Below are 18,777 nucleotides of genomic sequence, written 5' to 3'. Positions count from 1 at the left end.
ATAATGAGAATTGGGCAGGCAAGCCTACCCAATATACTTTTTGGTTTATTTAGCGGCTTGTTTTGCTTTGAAGCGGCGTTCACCAACGAAGTAAATGCCCACATATACAAAGCACAACATAGAAACTAAGAAAGAAAGCTGGAGTGAATGAGTGAGGTCTGCAACATAGCCTTGAATCGCTGGAACCACTGCCGCGCCGACTATCGCCATCACAATCACCGCTCCCGCCATTTCAGTATGTTCGTTATCAACAGTCTCGAGGGTTCCTGCATAGATAGTTGCCCAACATGGTCCGAACAAAATACTCACTAATACAGCAGCGTAAACAGCGGTAAAGCTTGGCATAAAGGCGACATACACTAAGAACAGCACGCCGATAATAGAATAGATAATTAGCACTTTATCCGCATTGAAACGGGTCATCAGAATGTTGGCAATAAATTTACCAATAAAGAAGCAAGCGAAGCTGTACACCATAAAGTTAGAGGCATCACGCTCGTTGATATCGCCCATTTCAAGCGCTAAACGAATGGTGAATGACCAAACCGCAACTTGCATCCCCACATATAAGAACTGAGCGATAATGCCTTTTCTGAAACGACTGTTTTTCGCTAAGTATTTCAGAGTATCCATCGCTGATGGACGTTTATGTTCCACCGTTTCAGCCACTTTACATTTTGGAAATTTAGTCACTAAAAACAGAATCATTACCACGACCAACACCATAATCATATAACGGTAAGGTTCGAGGGTATTTTCTAACATTGCCAGACGGAATTCATGAAGCTGCGTCGCATCCATACCCGCCATTTGATTTTGTAAGCTTTCACCTTCTGAGAACACTAAATATTTACCCAGCAAGATCCCGCCAGCGGCACCGATTGGGTAGAAAGTTTGGCTGATGTTCAAACGCAAGGTCGCATACTGTTTTGGACCAATCATCGAACTGTAGGTATTCGCTGCGGTTTCCAAGAAGCTTAGACCGATTGCGATCGCAAAGATCGCCGCTAAGAACATGGTGTAGGTTGCCATGTGTGAAGCTGGGAAGAACATGGTGCAACCCACGATATACAAGATCAATCCAATCATGATCGCATATTTATAGCTGGTTTTTTTGATCACGAGTGAAGCCGGGATCGCAATCAAAAAGTAGCCACCATAGAACGCACTTTGCACTAATGCTGACGCAAAGTTACTGAGTTCAAAAACGCTTTTAAACTGTGTGATTAAAATGTCATTAAGTGCAGCTGCACATCCCCATAACGGGAATAAGCAGGAAAGTAGGATAAATTGAAATAGAGGTGTCTTATTCAGGTACCCATCAGGTAACTGAGTGATGTTCTTAATGTTCATGGTAACCCTTAATAATTTTTATAATATTTTTAACCGGTTAAACGTTGCTTTATCGCTCTATTGGCGGCATTCATTTCAACCGGTCATGCTCAACATCATTCAAATTCAGAGCAAATATTGCGGGTACAGGCAATGCATCTGGTGCTTGAAAGACGATAAGGACTAATTACTTAACTGAACAAATTCACTAAATTGCTCAATACTCGGATAAGAGGATTGAGTACCTTTGCCTGTTACGCTAAATGCAGAAAACAGAACGGCTTTTTTCATTGCTTCTTCGATATTTCCGGTGTGAACATAGTAATGGGAGAAGCAACCGATGAAGGCATCACCTGCACCGCTGGTGTCGATAGCATTCACTTTGATTGCAGGGATTAACAACTCACTGTCACGAGTCATCCATAGCGCGCCTTTATCACCTAATGTAACAATCAGGTTTTTCAGTCCCTTATCTAATAAAGATTGGGCTGCGCGACGAACATTATCCAAGGTATCTACTGGCATATTGGTGAGAATTTCCAGCTCCGTTTCGTTCGGTACAAAGAAGTCACAACGACACGCAAAATCTAAGTCCAATGAACGCTGAGCTGGGGCTGGGTTAAGCAACACAGGAATGTTATGCTTATTCCCGAATGCAATTGCGTGATACACCGTTTCCAGCTGTACTTCTAATTGCAGTACGATCAACTTACATTTTTTCAGATCTTCAGCAGCGCGATCGATATCTTCTGGAGATAAGAATTTATTCGCACCTTTGACGATCAAAATACTGTTAGAGGAGTTTTGATTCACAAAAATTGGCGCAACCCCACTGGATGTACAAGGCACTTTTTCTACATAACGGGTATTGATGCCATAAGACTCAAGATTACGAATGGTATTATCAGCAAAAATATCGTCACCGACTTTGGTTAACATAATCACTTTTGAGTTCAGTTTTGCCGCAGCAACCGCTTGGTTAGCACCTTTACCGCCACAACCAATTTTGAACGCTGGCGCTTCGAGGGTTTCCCCCTCTTTTGGCATTTGATCGATGTAAGTGATCAAATCGACCATATTTGAACCTATAACTGCTATATCCATAATGTCCCTCGTGTTAAATAAATCACATAATGATATAATACTAACATTATCATGTTGCAAAAATATCATTTGTGATTAGGATCTCGAATAACGAATGATCAAGTGTTATATCTGCCACATTTCCTCATTCTTTGTTACCTAACCCACGTTTATCCTAATTCACATCATATAGGAAGGTTTAAAATGCAAGATTTAGCGAAATATATTGATCACACCTTACTCGCAGCAAACGCAACTGTTAATGATATCAAAACGTTATGTGCAGAAGCTGCACAATATCACTTTGCCTCTGTTTGTGTTAATACAGGCTATGTGCCTCTTGCAAGCGAATGCTTAAAAGACAGTGATGTAAAAGTTTGCTGTGTGGTAGGCTTTCCTTTAGGCGCATGCTTAACAGAAGCAAAAGCATTTGAAGCAGCAGAAGCTGTTCGCCGTGGTGCCGATGAAGTCGATATGGTTATCAACGTTGGTATGCTTAAAAGTGGTGATTTAGAATTCGTTCGCCGTGATATTGAAGCTGTATTTGCCGCTTGCGGAAATGCCACTTTGAAAGTTATTTTAGAGAATTGCCTGTTAACTGATGAAGAAATCACACAAGTTTGTGAAATTTGCCGCACAATGAAAGTTGGTTTTGTGAAAACTTCAACAGGATTCAGTACAATGGGTGCAACTGAGCATCATGTCGCATTGATGCGTAAAGTCGTTGGTAACGAAATCGGCGTCAAAGCCTCTGGCGGTGTTCGTACTCGTGAAACAGCGATTAAAATGATTGAAGCCGGTGCTAACCGTGTTGGCGCAAGCGCAAGTGTCTCAATTGTGACTGGAGATGAAACCACTCCAAGTGAGTACTAAACAACGGGGCGCGGTTCGTCCGCGCCATTATAAAAAGGATTGTAGGGTGATAGAAACTAAACAAAAAGAACGCCTTCGCCGCTTAAGTGAATGTATCAAACGTTCAGGACGCATTCATCTCAAAGAAGCCGCTAGAATACTTGAAGTCTCTGAAATGACCATTCGCCGAGATCTCAATGCGGATACTGAAGGCCCGATCCCTATGTCACTGCTTGGTGGCTACATTGTTTCTGTCACTCAACCTACTTCCCACCTATCACCAACCGAACACCACGCTGATATTTTCACGCCCGATCAAACAGAAGAACTCTACATCCCTAATCTCGCAGCCAGTATGGTCAGTGAAGACGATGTGATCTTTTTTGATAATGGGATCGAAATGGCAACCTTGATTTCCCTAATCCCCGAAGAGATCAGTTTCACCGGAATTTGTTATTCCCATAACGTTTTTCTTGCTCTGAGCCAGAAAAAAAATGCTACTGCACTGCTCTGTGGTGGGGAATATCGTCCTAAAAGTGACTCTTTTTATAGCCCAACACTGCCTTCATTACTGGATTCAATTAATCCCAAAAAAGCCTTTATGTCCGCCACTGGAGTCCACAGCACCTATGGCGTAACTTGCTACAATATCGATGATTTGCCGATGAAAAAGAAAGGAATGGAAAAATCTATCCGGAAGATTTTGTTGGCGCCTTATAATTTGTTCGATGAAGTTGCGACAGCCAATATGGGGGAGTTATCCCAGTTTGATGTGATTGTGACTAATCGACAACTTACTGATGAGTATGAAACGTATTGCCGAAATGGGTTTGTGAAGGTGATTTATTAAAATGGGATTTCCTTATGTGTCGATTTTGATAACAAAAATCGACACGTTTTTCAGATTTTAATCGTCAGATAATCTTCCGCTATTTCTGTTGCCGGAAATTCAGCTTGGCATTCGGCTAATAATCTGGGGATGTCTTGAGGCCCATAACGTGCACTTATATGGGTGGCGATAAAGCGTTTTACTCCTGCCTGCCTAGCAAGCAATGCTGCTTGGCGAGTTGTTGAATGCCCACGCTCATTGGCTTTATCTTCAAATTCAGCCTCTAAGGTTGTTTCATGGACCATGACATCCGCATCTTTGGCCAACAGTAAGGCATTCGGCGTTGGGATAGTATCTCCAAAAATGGCAACGACTTTACCTTTTCTTGGTTCCTCCAGATAATCGGTGCCATTAACCTCTCGCCCATCATCTAATTGAATCTGCTTCCCTTGCTTCAACGCCAGCATCCATGGCCCTCGGGGGATATTATCTCGAGCCAGTTTGTCAGCATTTAGAGCTCCTAGTTTCGCGTATTCCTCAATGCGATAGCCATAACATTCCACCCGATGATCGAGAGAATATGCCGTCACAATCAGTTTTCCATCATCAAATAACTGCCCCTCTTCGATTTCAATAATCTCAAGAGGATAAGTCATATAGGAGCTACTGAGCGACAATGCGGTTTCTATATACTGTTTCAATCCTTTAGGCCCATAAATCGTCAATGGGTCAGTTGATCCCCCCATAGAGCGACTGCATAGCAACCCCGGTAGCCCAAAAATATGGTCACCATGTAAGTGTGTAATAAAGATTTTTTCAATTTTTGAGGGTTTAAATGGACTGTTTAAAATTCGGTGCTGAGTTCCTTCCCCACAATCAAATACCCAATAATTTTTGCGAATTCCAATCAAATCCAGCAGCATACTGGTGACATTTCGATCTTTTGTCGGTACACCCGCGCTGGTTCCTAGAAACGTTAATTCCATTCCCATTCCTTATTTATATTGTTCTTTTTATTAGATATGCCCCCAATCTAACCCGAACTTCACCAACTAGTTACGTAATCGATCAGCATCATTAGGCTGTCTTTACGGCTGCCGAGAAACAGTAAAATAGGGCATCAAGATTGATGCCCTATGCATTCTTTATCGATCAATGCCTACCGCCAGCATTCATTTTTCATAACAGAATATTTTCCTGCCCCCATTAGTGCGATAGCAATCGCACTAACAAAGAAATACACAATACTTTCAATTGCCCATGCACCCGTTTTATCGAGTATAAACGTTTTATCTAGCCCAATCATTAGCCATGCAATAAACATTGTGAATGCGACCAGCAAAGCAGAAGGTCGGGTCAGAATCCCTAAAATAATAAAAATAGGCGCAATAACTTCACCGACAATTGTGCCGTAGGCAATGAATTCGGGCAAACCGTATGAGGCTAACAATCCTTTGATACCACTAGCCCCCGTTAATAGCTTACTCATTCCGTGAAATAGCATTAATCCACCCACAGCTAAGCGCAATAGCAATTTTCCTGCATCTTCATGTGACAAACAACGGTTGAATAGTCCGATCATTTTATACCCGCCCTATTAAGTTACGTTATTTATCATTATGACCGAGAAATTCAAAATGAGAATTATTTTAATTTAGATTTACCACATCTATATCAAGGTTATTTCAATAATAAAAAAATCATAACCACTTATTCAAAAATAGCGTTTATTAATTCGATATATAAACAAAAAAACTGAACAAGTCTCAATTTTTAAAATTATCACTAAAAACTAATAAGCATTTTTATCCTTAAATTTAAACATTCAGTATTAAATTGCACTACATTGGTGCCTTTAAAATGTTTTTCATGAAACTGTAACGTTAGTTAAATTAAATCTGATGAAATCATTTTCATGATAATTAATGTTATTAATCGTTTTGATTATTTTTTTAATTTTAAATTAATTTATTCTAAAAATAGAAACAGCGGCAGTTTAAAAAACAAACAGTAGAGATGAATATTTTTCATAAACAATATAAAACTTATATCTTAATAATTTTATTTATTATTTTTATCTTTACTAGATACACCTGACAATATCACTAGCATCTTTAATCATTTATTCTTTTACTCCCTTTTTTATTAGATAAATATTCTATTAAATTAAATAAGATTAATCTTGAAGTTCTTAATTCATTAACTACGCTTAACAAAGCTAAGTAATTCTACTAGCTAAATCGCATCTGTATTTTACTAATACATAACCTCAATGGGATTAATTATGCCTAGACATATACTTTCTCTGTCGATATTTTCTTTATCTATGATATCGGGTTCAGTACTTGCAGCAACGAATAGCCCTGGAGGCATTATTTCTTTCTCAGGTGCTATTAGTGATACTACCTGCACGATTAATGGTGGTAATAGTGCTGACATGGCGATCGCATTAGATCCAATTGTCCCAGCTGATGCTGGTACATCGGCTAATACGGTGATAACTAAAAACCAAAAAACGTTTGCTCTTACATTTTCAAATTGCGCACTTGTTGGTGCAGGAACACCAACTGGCACATTAAAACTGCATTTCTCATCAAGTACTATTTCTCCCTCTGGTTTGTATTTAATGAATACAACCGCAAATGAAAACGACCCATCAGTCGCACGAAACGTTGGTTTCAGCCTGTCACAAACAACGACACCAACCGTTGCGATTCCATTAAATTCAACCTTTGACACTCAGTTAACCGCTACAAATACAACATCAGCCGCGGGTTCAACCTTAAGCTTAATCGCTAGCTACTACAAAACAAATGCTACTGCTGCCCAAGTTGGAGCTTTGCAATCAAACGTAATTTATACCGTTTCATATCTATAACAACTAATGAATAAAGCTAGGCTCTCTGAGCCTAGCTTTTAGTGAGAAATTACGATGAAAATAATACTCTTATTCTTACTTGCTTTATCATTTCCATTAAAAACATTTTCAAATGTAATTATCACGGGTACTCGAGTTATATATCCAGAAGCAGCTGATAGCATGGTAGTTCAATTAACCAATAACAGTACATCACCTTCATTAATTCAGTCATGGATTGATAGTGGAGATATAAATTCAACACCAGAAAATTCAAATGCCCCTTTTTATCTTTATCCTCCCATAGTCAAAGTAGATGGTTTACAAGGGCAGCAATTGAAAATTAAAAAAACTGATATAAAACTTCCTAATAATGTTGAAAGCGTTTTCTATTTAAATATTTTAGATATTCCTAAAACACCTGATTCAATGATAGGAAAAAATACGATTCAATTAGCTACACGTTCAAGAATTAAAATATTTTATCGTCCAAAAGCCTTAACTGAAAGATCCGAAGATATTACGGAAAAAATCAGTTATCAAATAAATAGCAATAATGTATTAGTTAAAAACAACTCACAATACCATTTTACTATTGTGACGATAACAACACCTGAAGATAAAAACCTAGCTCTTGTTGATTCAGAAATGATCCCGCCTTTATCATCAAAAGAGTTACCTTTAAAAGGAAAGTTAAAAAATCACAATCTCATACTCAGCTATGTTGACGACTATGGTGTTTTCAGATCTAAAAATATTCAGCCTTAATAGAAGAAATCATCATGAAAAGAGAAAACTATTTCTACATCCTGATCTTAATAGGGCTACAAACATATTCAAAAAACTCACTTTCAGATGAATTTGATACCTCTTTATTGGTGGGTGAATCTGGAAAAGGGGATATTTCTCGATTCTACGCTGAAGGGAAAATACCATCAGGAAAACAATTGGCAGATGTCTATGTTAATCAGGTTTGGCGAGGGCAATTTGAAATTGGCATCGAAGATAATGGTAAAAAAATCAGTATTCCACAAAGCGATATCACCAAATTAGGCTTGAAACCATCACCGAGAAACATTGAGCCAGTACAAGATAATCACTATGTATTAATTGATTCACTCGCATCTAATATTCATTACAAATTCAAAATCAACGAATTACGTTTAGATATGATGGTTCCACAAGCATCGCTCAAACAATCTGAATCAGGTTACGTTGACCCTAGCTTATGGAACTACGGTGTTCCTGCTATTATTTTTTCTTATAATACAAACTATTACAGCTATAAAGAAAAACAAAATGAGAAGCGTAATAATGACAGTTTTTATGCAACATTAAACTCGGGCATCAACTTAGGTGCATGGCAATTTCGTGATGAATCCAGCTATCGCTATACTTCCCACAGCGCTCAAAAATGGACAAATAACACTCGCTATGGCTATCGCCCCATCAGCCAAATTAATTCGGGCTTGAAAGTGGGTGACTTCTATACCCCCAGTGCTTTATTTAACAGTATTCGCATTCGAGGCATGATGTTAGCAACTGAAATGGGGATGCTCCCCAATTCCAGCCAGAATTTTGTGCCGATTATTCGAGGAGTGGCGCAGACTAACGCCCTCGTTACCGTTTACCAAAATGGCTATTTAGTCTTTCAGGAAAATGTTCCTCCTGGTGAATTTTCATTTAATGATATTCAACCCAGTGCAGGGAGCGGTGATTTATTGGTGGTTATTCAAGAAGCTAATGGCAGAAAAGAGACTTTTACAGTCCCATACTCAACGGTACCAAATATGCTCAAAGAGGGGATTTACAATTACAACCTTTTAGCTGGGCAATCAAAAATTGATAATACATCCTATCAACCTAAATTTGTGCAAGGTGAAATTAACTACGGGCTAAATAATCTTGTCACTCTCTATTCCGGTATTTTGTTTAGTGAAAAGTATCGTTCTGCTGTGATCGGCAGTGGATGGAATTTTCGTTTTGGGGCTATCTCTGCGGATATTACCCATGCAAATACCACTCTCGATAGTGGCGATAAAAGTGGGCAAAGCTATCGGCTAACCTATAGTAAATTTATTAATTCAACCTCAACCAATTTAACCCTTGCCACTTATCGTTATTCAACCAGTGGCTATTATAGCTTTACTGATTCTATTTATTCCCATGATAACTACCAAGCATGGAAAAGATATCAAGATGAAAACTCAAATCAAATTGGTAATAACAATAATTCAGATATCTCATTAAGTACGTTCGATGCACTACGTGGTTCCCGAGCTAAAAATACCTTTACCATAAACTTGAATCAGCAACTGGGTGAAAATTTTGGCTCCATTTTCGTCTCCGGTACCCACCGCGATTACTGGAATACCAACGGTAATAGCCGCGAGTATCAAGTCGGTTATTCAAACAACTATCATGATATTTCCTACAGTGTCTCCGTATCACGTATTCGTAATTATGATAACAATGAAGAAACTCGCTTATACATGAATGTGAGCGTCCCTATTCAGTTATTTGAAAAACGCGCAAACATCAGTATGGGCAGTTACTTTACCGATTCACGCTATCAACAAGCCACACTGAGTATCAGTGGTATTGCAGGGGAAAATAATCAAACTAATTATACTGTTAATGGTACCAATCAATCTGGTGGTAATAATTTAGTCGGTGGAAATGTCAGCTATAAGCACCCTGATACAACCCTGTCCGGGTCTTATACCGAAGCCAATGATTATCGCCAAGCTGGATTAGGTATGAGAGGCACGATTGTGGCAATCCCCGGACATATTGCCTTATCCGGTGATACCGGGCAGACCTACACCATTATTGATGCCCCAATGGCGAATAATATGATGGTTAACTCGGATAAAACAGCGCTAACTAATCAACAAGGTGTAGTCCTGCTGACTAACACCACGCCATACAGAGCAAATACTTATACCCTATCTGATACCGAAAAAACCTCTGGAGCTGAAGTCATTGGTAATATGGCCAATATCAGTCCATACCAAGGCGCCGTTAATTATATCCAGCTAGAAACGGATACTCGACAAACCTTTATTTTACGCGGTGAACTCGCAGATGGAAAAAATCTACCGTTCGGCACTGAAATTATGGATGCACAACAACAAAGCATTGGCTATGTCGGGCAATCAGGTGTGCTGTACCTAAAAAGCGATCAATTCCCATCGGCTATCTATATCAAACTTAAAGGGAATAAAACATGTGTTATCCACCATCCAGTGAATACGATGGATAAAAACAAAAATCTCTGCCGATAAAGGAAAAAATGATGAAAACAACGAAATTGGCATTATTGCTTTCAGCCTTACTAGCAACAAGTCAATATGCATCTGCAAATTGTCGGCAGGCCTCAACCGTGACAGCACCTGCGATTTCTTTTGATTTATCAACGGAACTAACCAGCACATCTACGCCTATATCGAAAGCGACTCGCACGACATATCCGGGTAATTTTACGTGTACTCCACGTGGTGTTTTCCCAAATACCGTTGGGATAGCATCACCGTTTCAAAACCGAACAGCAACCGTAGGGTTCAATGGCGGAAAGCAGTTTGTGTCTATTACAGTAACCACTTTGGAGAAAAATAATGTATCTAATATTACTGCGGGGTCACATCCTGCGTCAGATCTTGATGCTAATTTTACGATGCAATTTACTTTAGTTGATAGCAAGCCTGCGACAAATTACATTGAAGTGCCAGGTAGTACCACCACAATTACCCCTGTCGTTTTTGCCTCTGATGCTTCAACACTCGGGCTCGTTGAATGGCTCATTGACGTTGTTGCAAGGCTTCTTGCATTTTTACTGGGATTTGTATGGACAACCCAACCCGATGATATTTTCTTACAACCCGTCCAAATTACCTATAATCCCATACTAACCACCTGTAATTTTCTAACCAAGGTTTGGTTGTGTCTCTTCCTCCAGTTAGTATCAATACAGTAAAAAATACCCCTCGAGCGGGTTATACCCCATTCAATCTTAACTTTGCCTGCAAAGATTTCCTTGCGGGTGGTAATGCCTCACGGGATATTTCTATATTTTTATCCAGTAATAGCTTACTCGCGGGCGATAAAACAGTATTAAATAACACAGCAAATCAAGGTGCTGCGGGTGTTGGTTTTAGGCTCGTTACAGCAAGCAATATCAATACACCATTAACCTTGTCTAATAGTACCTCAGCTCAAAGTAATGCCACTTCAATTTTTAGTGTGAACAAAGGCAACCCAATAGCCCCTTCATTTTCCATCAACATGGGGGCTTATTATTATCCTTATAACGCGAACAGCGTCACTCAAGGCGCCGTTTCTAGCACTGCGACTGTTGTCATGTCATATAATTGAGGGTTAACATCATGAGGCATATCCAGAAAATCATCTACAGCTTAGTGCTACTCTTGTTGAGCCATCAAACCCACGCAAGTTTAATCTTAAAAGGCACTCGAATTATTTATCCAGGCGACAAGGAACGGATTAGCATTCAAACGGTTAATGATAGCGAGCAAGCCAGTTTGATTCAGAGTTGGATTGATGAAGGCGATATTCATTCAACACCAGAAACAACAAAAGCGCCGTTTATTGTCACCCCACCCGTTGCCAAGATTGCGGCCAATGAAGGGGCTCAACTGCGCATTCAATATATTGGAGAAGATCTCCCGCAAGATAGGGAGTCCGTATTTTACTTGAACGTTCTCGATATTTCTCCCAAACCCCAAAATAAACAGGGTATGAATCTGATACAGCTCGCATTACAAATACGCATTAAACTTTTTTACCGCCCCACAATACTCTCGGGTAACATTGAATCTGTTATTGACCTCGTGAAACTTTCATCTTCTGATAAACAACTCATTATTGAAAATCCAACGCCTTATTTTTTAAATATTTCAGAAGTTTATTATGAAAAAAATCAACAGAACCCAATAGCAAAAAGCGTTATGGTTGCACCATTTTCGGAACAAAATATCCATGAAAATAACGAATACAAACAAGATATTGTGGTTGTATTTATTAATGACCAAGGAAACCTTATTAGCCATAAAATAAAAAGAGCGTCTCTCTGATAAACTTTGCCGTCCGTAAAACCTGTGAATTATGTTGATCTAATATTAAGAACGGCCCTGAATTGCCAAACTTCAAAAAATAGATAATGATGTTTGAATCTCAGCCAAGTAGAACCCACATGCGAAATATTTCACTGAACACAATTGATGCTGTGCCTCGTGATGTTTTAGCCATCGGTACAGATTACCCCCCGAATGTGCTATTAAGTGCTCACGAACATCGCAGAGCGCAATTTTTATATGGGGCTACTGGGCTTATAGAGGTCAGTACTGCTGATGGAGAATGGGTTATTCCCCCTGATTGTGGCGTGTGGATACCGGCTCAAACACTCCATGAAACACGTATGCTCAACGTCAGTACTCGCAGCTTATATATTGAACCTACTGTCGCACCTCGCCAAAGCCGTAAGTGTGAAGTTCTGCGGGTTTCTAGGCTACTGCGTCAATTATTGCTGGAAGCTGTCGATATTCCTTTGGAATACGACCTTCATGGGCGAGAGGGAATTTTAATTCAGTTAATATTACATGAGGTAGCACGAGCCAAACCGCTGCCTTTCTTTGCTCCCATTCCCCGTGATACGCATTTAGCAACACTGTGTCGTGAGTTTTTAACGGCTCCGCATATCACGTCCCTTCCCCAAGAATGGGCGAAAAAACTGCATAAAAGTGAGCGCTCATTTAGCCGTTTTTTTAGCGCGCAGACAGGCTTATCTTTCTCCAATTGGCGACAACAAGCCTGCCTATTAAACGCAATTACAAATATATCTGCGGGCAAATCAATAACCGAAGTCGCCTTTGATCTCGGTTATTGTAACGTGGGTTCGTTCTCAACCATGTTCAAAAAATGGTTAGGACAACCCCCATCAAGCTTTATCCAGCAAATTGATGAGTCATCCCTACTCATAGGTTGCAATTAACCACGCAGACCCATGATAATCACCGGCTGCGGCATTTTCCCCTTGTAGGTGGCTAATAATTTCAAATGTTTTGTTGGCATAAATTTCTGTCCTTAACTCTTGACCCGATTGACCGGTCTCCTGATCTATAATCGTGAGCGCGCTATAAATTTTATCATTGGCATTATTGGTCATTGGTAGCCGCTTTTGAGGATCTTCATCTGAAGCATAATCTAGGCGCAAACGCACTTTCGTTGAGGAGCTAAATAAGCAACTGTAAGTCACTTGTCCGTTAGTTCGACTGTCATAATTCAAACTGTTTAATTGCCCATGACGTAAGTTCAATACCGCTTTATCACCCGAGCTAGTACTGGTTGAGCACATGGCTCCCACATTGATTTGTGATGTTGCTAATCGCAGTGGCACTGAAACTTCATTCAGCGGCCAGCTATTAAAGGGTGGCGTCGACAAGGGATCGGTAAATGCACGCACATACCCCGCGAGATCCATACCATAAATCATCAACTGACCATCAATAATTCGCTCATTAATATAGAAAGTCATCGTAATGGGGAACTGACTATTAAACATAGGAACTTCGTACTTGGTATCTTCATAAGCCAGAGAACAAACCCCCGCACCTCGATTTGTCCACTGCATAATATCCGCTTCGACGGTCATCACTACGTTACTGTTAATGCGGTAAGTCTCTTTTCCACCAATGGAAATGCCAGTGGTTGGGACATACATAAATAATCGATGAAACGAATTGGTGGATAGAATTTGTGTACTGTTCCCCCCCCAGCGTCTCCCGACACATTTAACCATTCCCGACGCTTGAGCGGAGGTGCTATCTAAGGTAATTGGGTCTCCCACCTGATAATAATTTTGACCATCACTGCCTTTGTAGGGAGTCGGATCTACCGTACTATTGTTATCGACTTTAAGCACGTACCCTGAGCTCGGATCAATAATCTGAGCGGCATAATCCGCATGTACCGTCATAGGTAATAATAGGCTCCCAGCTAAGTAAAATACTTTAGCTATGGGTTTAATCTTCAACATACCGGTGTTCTCACTAGTTGTAAGTGACTGAAATCATCATCGCAGATGTGAATTTCCCTACAGATAACTGGCTGACAGGCAAGGTATTAACCAACTGAGCCTGTAGATTAATTCGGTGCTCTGTCTCACTAATTAGCTCCGGATTGATCGGCTGAAGCTGATTAAGCCCCAGAGAATCTGTTTTTCCCCCAGTGACATCATAGAGATTAACACCAAGCCCTTTTGTACTGGTGGATAGGATCTGCTTGCCACTGTATTCTTGAGTTCCATACCCTTTAGGATTTAGCAATATCGATAACCCCTTTCCACCATTGCACCCGCTGATATACACCGGAAAATCTTTTGCCAATGAAATTTCATTTAGATTGTGGGTCTCGATGGTTCCAAAATGGATTTGTAATGGAGAATTGCCGTCCTCACCACGGAGATTACAAGCCGGATCAACCATCGTAGCTGTCACATCCACCAGCACATCCCCGTATATCGCTGGGGAGTTCAGTAATAAAAAACCCCAGAGATATAGACTTATTCTATTGATTCTTTTCACTATTCATACTCCAGAGCAAAAGTCACCCAACCAGAAAAATCACCTTCTTTGACTAAACCAGATTGTGGTTTACGAGCAAATACACCAAAGAAAAGTTCTTGTTCACAATCCGCTTCGGTCACTTTTCCCACCTCCATCGGGGTATTCCACTCGATGGGTTTTTCGTCATGGGTCAATAGCCCTAAAACAACTCCACTTTCCCCTTGAGTCGCCACATAATCGTGCCCATCAATATTCACTAGCTGGGAACTGTGCCATGTCATTTTGATTAGCTTGTCCAAATCACTAGGCTGGCAATTATCGATGCCAATAGAAAAAGACGTAATTTCGCTACGGTCTTCTTGATTAAGAGTCTGTAACCGTAAGTTTTCTAAACGAACTTCTTTATTCACGGATGTCGAACTCACCCGGCAAGATAAATTGATCAGTTCTCCACCGAACTCGACATCAAGAACCTGAGCATTTGCTTCTCTTGAAAAGATCCACAAAATAGCCATCAACAAAGTGCTACAGAGGGTAAGCGACTTATTCATAGCTAACCTCCAATCTGAATTGATGGGATCTTTCGCTGATATTTGGCAGCTGAATAAGGTTATTGCCATTCATTAATGCCATTGGATAACGCACTACTTTTTGCCCAGTAGAAAGATCGACTACTTGCAAAATAATGGGAGTTTTAGCTGTATGGTTAAATGTTCCAACCTCACTAAAACTGGTACCAGCACCACAATTAGTCAGCATTAACTTTCCCGCCAACTGCAAATCACAGGGTGCATTAAATACCGTCGCATTGACCAATAACCATCCCGTTTGCGATGATTCATAGCGGGGTTCATTGATGGGTACGCTTCCCACAAACTCATCACCCACCACATTTACACTGGCTACTAGATTTATTGCGACTAACCCTAACCACAATGAGATATTTTTCATGTGCTTTCCCCTATCACTCACTGTTCCCCAGAAACGGTGCAAGTATCCCCTTGGCAACGAAATTCCAGTGTGGGTTTACCGCCATAGTCATTGATGTAGGTAAGATGGGGGGTATTAAGTGGATTTGATTTAATATCCAGCGTCGACTTCGGCGCAATCATCACCACCTCAAACGCACTCTCTTCAGACTGTTTACGATTATTTCCCACCCCAATAATCGTGAGATTAAATGGGGTAACATTGTTTAAACGATAGCCTTTTGGTGTTTTGACCAACGTGACTTTATGCGCCCATTTCGTTTCGGATTCGCCGATAATTTTAGCGGGACGATAAAACAGCTTTACACGGGATTGGAGGGCAATTTGTAGTGTATTTTCTTCCGTCGACTTCGGCGGAACTTCACGTAGATTAAAATAAAAAACTGATTCCCTATCATCGGGTAACTGACTAAATAAAGGCGTTTTACTCAGACGGACTAAACTGTGGCTATTAGGTTCAATACGCTGCAATGGTGGCGTTGCTAAAATGGCCCCTTTGGTTAATTTATTCCCCTGTAAATCCTCAATCCAGCTTTGGGCTAGATAGGCTTCTTCTGGATTATCATTGGATATGCGAATATTGATTGAATTCTCATTACCCGGAAAGATAATCCGAGTTCTATCCAGTGTTACTGCGCTATAAGATGCAAATGAAGTGATGGCAAGTAGCCCCATCAGTGATCTGCGAAAATTAGACATAATCAACCTCATAGAATGATTTATTGACGAAAAGATTATTGGCCACATGGCAGTAACAGCATGGAAGAAGAGGCATTCGGTGTGTCTGGCAGCATCAACTGACACTGTTTTTGATTACGCCAATACACCCACAAAGGCTCTTTTCCAGAAACGCCAACTAACCAAGTCACCCCATCTTCCCCAACGATCCCCAACTCTTGGTTAGCTTCATTACGAACGCTGGCACCAAATGGCGGTGTTTTACCTCCTTTCAGGGTGATCACGGCAAACACTTTTTCCCCTTTCATCACAGGGAAGCTGCGATAACCAATGGCACCTTTTGTCAGCGTGATATCACTGGTTGAACTCAACGCTTCAATATTTTCAGGTAACTTACTGGTATTGATAGTGGCTGTTGATTTTCGATAGCTATTCACATTCGGGATCACTGCGAGCCCAAATGCGTTAGTTTTGGTCACACCGTTATTCAAGGGAACGCCACCAATATCGGAGGTTTCTACCATTAAGCGCGTATCGCCATTCGCGGAACGGTGTAATGCAGCACCTTTACCCGTGACAGTAATACCGCTATTAATAGATGCCCCCACACTGCGATATTGATGAGGTACATAACTACCGTTGAATGAAACATTGGCATCCGAGAGATCGCGGGAATAGAAACCACTGAAACTGGTTTGGCTATCCATAGCCTGCCCATGGTTGTAACCCATAGTTAAGCTATAGCTATCATTATCTCCATAGCCGTTATAACCCACGTTATGGTTATATTGATTCTTTTTGGCTGACCGCGAATAAAGCTCGGAGAATGTCAGACTATGTCCGCTATACAGTGGAATCGTTAAGTACAAATTGATGGAATCATCTTCATAGCCGTTACTGCGCTCTGTACGTGTCGCGGATAACGCAATATTTCCGTTGTATTGAGAGAGAGATGGAAAACTCAAATTAGTATTGGCATATAAACCATATTGAGTTTGAGGATCATCCTGCCAATACGTACTGTATTGGTAATTGAGCGACACATTAAAATTATCAAAATACTTATTAAGGTAAACTTGGTAGTTTTCTTTGGTCGCTCTTGGCGTGGCGCCCGTTCTATCTTCATCCATATATTGCGTCAAAGTGCGGTACTCTTTATCCGCAAACCGATAGCCAGCAAAGGTAATATCTGTGCGTAAATCATCAAATGATTTAGCATAATTGACGCGATAAGAGCGCCCTTGTAAGCGGTCTTTATCATCTGAATAATCAGCAAAAGATTGAGTGACATCCACAGAAATCGCCCCGAGAGAAAACAGGTCTCGCCCAATACCGAGTGCTGCGCTTTGATAATAGGCATTGAGCTGAGCCCCCCCATAAAGCGACCATGCATTGGAGACACCGTATGACAATTCACCACTAATAACCGGCTCCCCCGTTAAATGTCGATTGTCATAACGTGTTTTACCTACTGCTGTCTTATAAACGACTCTTCCAGGACGCGTTAAATACGGTAATGAAGCGGTACTAAGGCTAAATTTATTCTCTTCACCATTTTCCTCTCGCACGATCACATCTAAAAGGCCTCGAACGCCACTATCTAACGTCTGGATACGAAATGGCCCCGGTGGCACTGAGGTTTCTGAAATGATCCGATCTTGACTGCGCACGATCACAATCGCATTCGTTTTAGCCACCCCAATAATTTCTGGTGCATAACCAACTAACTTAGGAGGCAACATGCGATCATCGCTTTCAATCGAGATCCCCGTGTATTGCCACGATTCAAAAACATCCGAATAAAAGTTATTTTCACCAAGAGTTAAGATCGCCGCAGAATCTTTTAGGGAACGAAAGGCATATAACCGACTAAAATCAAAATTATGCTTTTCTTGGTCATAATCCCCACCATGCTGCTTTTGATACGTGCCATTAAAATCACCACGTAAGCGCCACGCACCAATATTCACACCAGAAGTTCCATTGCCGGATAAATAGATACGCTTATTGCCTTCGCTTTCTTTAGTCGCCGAAATATTTGCGTTGTAATCTACAAATACTCCGTTGATACCGTCTTCCCATAACTTCGGAGGCACCCAATAAGGGTCCCGGTATTCCATCCACATCTGTGGAATGGTCATTTTGAGGGACATTGAGGGTAAATCGACTTTACTTTGTACCCCCGCAAGTGCTGAGAAATTTAAACATTTCCCATCATGAGATAAGGTTATTTTTTCTATTGATGATGGCTTAAAACCCATCAAATCCAGTAATTCCGGTGCGATACACACGAATTGAGACTGTATTTTCTGTACACTTTTATCTTCATAAACAGCCACATCTCGAGGTGCTCCTAAGCGCAGACCATTGACAAAAACGGTGAGAATATAATCGCCGGGAGGAACATACCCAGCAACGGAGAATTGGCTCATATCAATATTATTAATATCGCTAGCATCTAATACATCGGTATTAAATTCAGCGGCATACACATTTCCTATGCCCATACTCAGCGCTAACAAAACTGCCTGTCTTAGTTTGCTATGTTTGAACACCATGCTCTATACCATCCCA

The 18,777-nt window shown here is 40.7% G+C and carries 19 protein-coding genes; 9 read left to right on the top strand and 10 right to left on the bottom strand.

Annotated elements, in window-relative coordinates:
- Positions 1–45: 45 nt before the first annotated feature.
- Positions 46–1,353, bottom strand: coding sequence for an L-fucose:H+ symporter permease (gene fucP / locus PR761_RS14665; RefSeq protein WP_006815977.1), 1,308 nt, complete (start codon positions 1,351–1,353; stop codon positions 46–48).
- 162 nt (positions 1,354–1,515) lie between these two features.
- Positions 1,516–2,436 (bottom strand): ribokinase, encoded by a 921-nt coding sequence (gene rbsK / locus PR761_RS14660; RefSeq protein WP_039855726.1) that lies wholly within the window; start codon positions 2,434–2,436, stop codon positions 1,516–1,518.
- A 183-nt stretch (positions 2,437–2,619) separates the two neighbouring features.
- Here rbsK and deoC point away from each other — a divergent pair, with 183 nt between their 5' ends.
- Both deoC and PR761_RS14650 read left to right on the top strand, forming a co-directional pair.
- The gene (gene deoC / locus PR761_RS14655; RefSeq protein WP_006815981.1) at positions 2,620–3,288 is read left to right on the top strand and encodes a deoxyribose-phosphate aldolase; all 669 of its coding nucleotides are present in this window, start codon (positions 2,620–2,622) and stop codon (positions 3,286–3,288) included.
- Positions 3,289–3,334: 46 nt separating this feature from the next.
- Positions 3,335–4,117 (top strand): DeoR family transcriptional regulator, encoded by a 783-nt coding sequence (locus PR761_RS14650; protein WP_039855728.1) that lies wholly within the window; start codon positions 3,335–3,337, stop codon positions 4,115–4,117.
- Positions 4,118–4,167: 50 nt separating this feature from the next.
- Here PR761_RS14650 and rnz read toward each other — a convergent pair whose 3' ends face one another.
- Both rnz and PR761_RS14640 read right to left on the bottom strand, forming a co-directional pair.
- Positions 4,168–5,082, bottom strand: coding sequence for a ribonuclease Z (gene rnz, locus PR761_RS14645; RefSeq protein WP_115163941.1), 915 nt, complete (start codon positions 5,080–5,082; stop codon positions 4,168–4,170).
- Positions 5,083–5,255: 173 nt separating this feature from the next.
- Positions 5,256–5,678, bottom strand: coding sequence for a DoxX family protein (locus tag PR761_RS14640; protein WP_006815984.1), 423 nt, complete (start codon positions 5,676–5,678; stop codon positions 5,256–5,258).
- Between the two features lie 702 nt (positions 5,679–6,380).
- On the opposite strand from PR761_RS14640, the gene PR761_RS14635 reads away from it, so the two are divergent.
- The 7 genes from PR761_RS14635 to PR761_RS14605 all read left to right on the top strand — a co-directional run bounded on the left by PR761_RS14635 (position 6,381) and on the right by PR761_RS14605 (position 12,963).
- Positions 6,381–6,974 carry a fimbrial protein gene (locus tag PR761_RS14635; protein ID WP_154610865.1) on the top strand — a complete coding sequence of 198 codons (594 nt, stop codon included), beginning with the start codon at positions 6,381–6,383 and terminating at the stop codon, positions 6,972–6,974.
- A gap of 54 nt (positions 6,975–7,028) precedes the next feature.
- Positions 7,029–7,721, top strand: coding sequence for a fimbrial biogenesis chaperone (locus tag PR761_RS14630; protein WP_006815986.1), 693 nt, complete (start codon positions 7,029–7,031; stop codon positions 7,719–7,721).
- Between the two features lie 14 nt (positions 7,722–7,735).
- Positions 7,736–10,240 carry a fimbria/pilus outer membrane usher protein gene (locus tag PR761_RS14625; protein ID WP_112836102.1) on the top strand — a complete coding sequence of 835 codons (2,505 nt, stop codon included), beginning with the start codon at positions 7,736–7,738 and terminating at the stop codon, positions 10,238–10,240.
- Between the two features lie 11 nt (positions 10,241–10,251).
- Entirely contained in the window at positions 10,252–10,929 is a 678-nt protein-coding gene (locus tag PR761_RS14620; protein ID WP_272519367.1) for a fimbrial protein, read from the top strand.
- Positions 10,896–11,327, top strand: coding sequence for a fimbrial protein (locus PR761_RS14615; protein ID WP_272519366.1), 432 nt, complete (start codon positions 10,896–10,898; stop codon positions 11,325–11,327). The genes PR761_RS14620 and PR761_RS14615 overlap by 34 nt, the downstream gene beginning before the upstream one ends.
- Before the next feature lie 11 nt (positions 11,328–11,338).
- Entirely contained in the window at positions 11,339–12,046 is a 708-nt protein-coding gene (locus PR761_RS14610) for a fimbrial biogenesis chaperone (RefSeq protein WP_006815989.1), read from the top strand.
- A gap of 119 nt (positions 12,047–12,165) precedes the next feature.
- The gene (locus PR761_RS14605; protein ID WP_039855796.1) at positions 12,166–12,963 is read left to right on the top strand and encodes an AraC family transcriptional regulator; all 798 of its coding nucleotides are present in this window, start codon (positions 12,166–12,168) and stop codon (positions 12,961–12,963) included.
- Here PR761_RS14605 and PR761_RS14600 read toward each other — a convergent pair.
- Genes PR761_RS14600 through PR761_RS14575 form a run of 6 tightly spaced genes read right to left on the bottom strand, consistent with a single transcriptional unit; the run spans position 12,943 to position 18,761 of the window.
- Complete coding sequence (locus PR761_RS14600) at positions 12,943–14,007, bottom strand: hypothetical protein (RefSeq protein WP_006815991.1); 1,065 nt, start codon at positions 14,005–14,007, stop codon at positions 12,943–12,945. The two genes, PR761_RS14605 and PR761_RS14600, sit on opposite strands and share 21 nt — an antisense overlap.
- 13 nt (positions 14,008–14,020) lie before the next feature.
- Positions 14,021–14,554 carry a fimbrial protein gene (locus PR761_RS14595; RefSeq protein WP_006815992.1) on the bottom strand — a complete coding sequence of 178 codons (534 nt, stop codon included), beginning with the start codon at positions 14,552–14,554 and terminating at the stop codon, positions 14,021–14,023.
- Positions 14,554–15,087, bottom strand: a complete 534-nt coding sequence (locus PR761_RS14590) for a fimbrial protein (RefSeq protein WP_006815993.1) — start codon at positions 15,085–15,087, stop codon at positions 14,554–14,556. Before PR761_RS14590 ends, PR761_RS14595 begins: the two co-directional genes overlap by 1 nt.
- Complete coding sequence (locus PR761_RS14585; RefSeq protein ID WP_039855736.1) at positions 15,080–15,487, bottom strand: hypothetical protein; 408 nt, start codon at positions 15,485–15,487, stop codon at positions 15,080–15,082. The genes PR761_RS14590 and PR761_RS14585 overlap by 8 nt, the downstream gene beginning before the upstream one ends.
- 17 nt (positions 15,488–15,504) lie before the next feature.
- A complete protein-coding gene (locus PR761_RS14580) occupies positions 15,505–16,224 on the bottom strand; it encodes a fimbrial biogenesis chaperone (RefSeq protein ID WP_039855738.1) in 720 nt (239 codons plus the stop codon).
- Between the two features lie 35 nt (positions 16,225–16,259).
- Positions 16,260–18,761, bottom strand: a complete 2,502-nt coding sequence (locus PR761_RS14575; RefSeq protein WP_006815996.1) for a fimbria/pilus outer membrane usher protein — start codon at positions 18,759–18,761, stop codon at positions 16,260–16,262.
- Positions 18,762–18,777 lie beyond the last annotated feature (16 nt).

It is taken from the genome of Providencia sp. PROV210, from assembly GCF_028479445.1.
GTDB classification, from domain to species: domain Bacteria; phylum Pseudomonadota; class Gammaproteobacteria; order Enterobacterales; family Enterobacteriaceae; genus Providencia; species Providencia rustigianii.
This window is presented reverse-complemented; position numbering and strand designations above follow the sequence as displayed.

Excerpts from the sequence above, each read along its gene's own strand:
- fucP (WP_006815977.1), bottom strand. The coding sequence starts at position 1,353 with ATGAACATTAAGAACATCACTCAGTTACCTGATGGGTACCTGAATAAG.
- rbsK (WP_039855726.1), bottom strand. The coding sequence starts at position 2,436 with ATGGATATAGCAGTTATAGGTTCAAATATGGTCGATTTGATCACTTAC.
- deoC (WP_006815981.1), top strand. The coding sequence starts at position 2,620 with ATGCAAGATTTAGCGAAATATATTGATCACACCTTACTCGCAGCAAAC.
- rnz (WP_115163941.1), bottom strand. The coding sequence starts at position 5,082 with ATGGAATTAACGTTTCTAGGAACCAGCGCGGGTGTACCGACAAAAGAT.
- PR761_RS14640 (WP_006815984.1), bottom strand. The coding sequence starts at position 5,678 with ATGATCGGACTATTCAACCGTTGTTTGTCACATGAAGATGCAGGAAAA.
- PR761_RS14635 (WP_154610865.1), top strand. The coding sequence starts at position 6,381 with ATGCCTAGACATATACTTTCTCTGTCGATATTTTCTTTATCTATGATA.
- PR761_RS14630 (WP_006815986.1), top strand. The coding sequence starts at position 7,029 with ATGAAAATAATACTCTTATTCTTACTTGCTTTATCATTTCCATTAAAA.
- PR761_RS14625 (WP_112836102.1), top strand. The coding sequence starts at position 7,736 with ATGAAAAGAGAAAACTATTTCTACATCCTGATCTTAATAGGGCTACAA.
- PR761_RS14620 (WP_272519367.1), top strand. The coding sequence starts at position 10,252 with ATGAAAACAACGAAATTGGCATTATTGCTTTCAGCCTTACTAGCAACA.
- PR761_RS14610 (WP_006815989.1), top strand. The coding sequence starts at position 11,339 with ATGAGGCATATCCAGAAAATCATCTACAGCTTAGTGCTACTCTTGTTG.
- PR761_RS14605 (WP_039855796.1), top strand. The coding sequence starts at position 12,166 with ATGCGAAATATTTCACTGAACACAATTGATGCTGTGCCTCGTGATGTT.
- PR761_RS14600 (WP_006815991.1), bottom strand. The coding sequence starts at position 14,007 with ATGTTGAAGATTAAACCCATAGCTAAAGTATTTTACTTAGCTGGGAGC.
- PR761_RS14590 (WP_006815993.1), bottom strand. The coding sequence starts at position 15,087 with ATGAATAAGTCGCTTACCCTCTGTAGCACTTTGTTGATGGCTATTTTG.
- PR761_RS14585 (WP_039855736.1), bottom strand. The coding sequence starts at position 15,487 with ATGAAAAATATCTCATTGTGGTTAGGGTTAGTCGCAATAAATCTAGTA.
- PR761_RS14580 (WP_039855738.1), bottom strand. The coding sequence starts at position 16,224 with ATGTCTAATTTTCGCAGATCACTGATGGGGCTACTTGCCATCACTTCA.
- PR761_RS14575 (WP_006815996.1), bottom strand. The coding sequence starts at position 18,761 with ATGGTGTTCAAACATAGCAAACTAAGACAGGCAGTTTTGTTAGCGCTG.